Raw genomic sequence first — 1,312 nt, forward strand, 5'->3', positions numbered from 1 at the left:
ATCGCGCTCAAATACCGCACGCCGGTGATCCTGCTGTCGGACAACTACGTGGCCAACGGCTCGGAGCCGTGGCTGCTGCCGTCGTCCGGCGAGCTTCCCGACCTGTCGGTGCGGTTCGCCACCGAGCCGAACGGCGACGACGGCCGCTTCCTGCCCTACCTCCGCGACCCCGAGACGATGGCCCGGCCGTGGGCCATCCCGGGAACGCCCGGCCTCGAGCACCGCATCGGCGGCCTGGAAAAGGCCGACAAGACCGGGGACATCTCCTACGACCCGGCCAACCACGAACACATGGTCCGCACCCGGGCCGCCCGCATCGAAGCCATCGAAGTACCCGACGTGGAGGTGGAGGACGCCGACGAGAACGCCCGCGTGCTGGTGCTCGGCTGGGGCTCCACCTACGGGCCGATCGGCGCCGCCTGCCGGGCGCTGCGCCAACGCGGGCTGCCGATCGCCCAAGCCCACCTACGGCACCTCGCCCCGCTACCCGCCAACCTCGGTGAGGTGCTCACCGCGTACGACAAGGTCGTGGTCCCGGAGATGAACCTCGGGCAGCTCGCCCACGTGATCCGCGCCCGCTACCTGGTCGATGTCGTGGCGTTCAACCAGGTCAGCGGCCTGCCGTTCACCGCCGCCACCTTGGAGAACATGCTGGAGGACGTGGTCAAGAATGGTTGATCTGAAGCTCACCGCCAAGGACTTCAAATCCGATCAGGAGGTCCGCTGGTGCCCGGGCTGCGGTGACTACGCCATCCTGGCCGCCGTGCAGGGCTTCATGCCCGAGCTCGGCATCCCCCGCGAGAACATCGTCTTCGTCTCCGGTATCGGCTGCTCCTCACGGTTCCCGTACTACATGAACACCTACGGCCTGCACTCGATCCACGGCCGCGCCCCCGCCATCGCCACCGGACTGTCCGTGTCACGGCCCGATCTGTCGGTGTGGGTGGTCACCGGCGACGGCGACGCGCTCTCCATCGGCGGCAACCACCTGATCCACGCGCTGCGCCGTAACGTCAACCTGAAAATCCTTCTGTTCAACAACCGGATCTACGGGCTGACCAAAGGCCAATACTCGCCGACCTCCGAGCTTGGGAAGATCACCAAGTCGACGCCGGCCGGCTCGGCCGACGCACCGTTCAACCCGCTGTCACTGGCGTTGGGCGCGGAGGCGACCTTCGTGGCCCGCACCATCGACTCCGACCGCAAGCACCTCCAATCGGTGCTGCGGGCCGCAGCCGACCACCAGGGTTCCGCGTTCGTCGAGATCTACCAGAACTGCAACATCTTCAACGACGGCGCCTTCGAACTGATC

The 1,312-nt window shown here is 67.1% G+C and carries 1 protein-coding gene and 1 pseudogene; both read left to right on the forward strand.

Annotated elements, in window-relative coordinates:
* Positions 1-678, forward strand: a pseudogene (locus Ade02nite_RS48820) (2-oxoacid:acceptor oxidoreductase subunit alpha); the annotation flags it as partial.
* Positions 671-1,312, forward strand: a 642-nt coding sequence (locus tag Ade02nite_RS48825; RefSeq protein ID WP_203778292.1) for a 2-oxoacid:ferredoxin oxidoreductase subunit beta, incomplete at its 3' end; no start/stop codon positions are given. The pseudogene Ade02nite_RS48820 and the gene Ade02nite_RS48825, both read left to right, overlap by 8 nt.

This window comes from Paractinoplanes deccanensis (assembly GCF_016862115.1).
Taxonomy (GTDB): Bacteria; Actinomycetota; Actinomycetes; order Mycobacteriales; family Micromonosporaceae; genus Actinoplanes; species Actinoplanes deccanensis.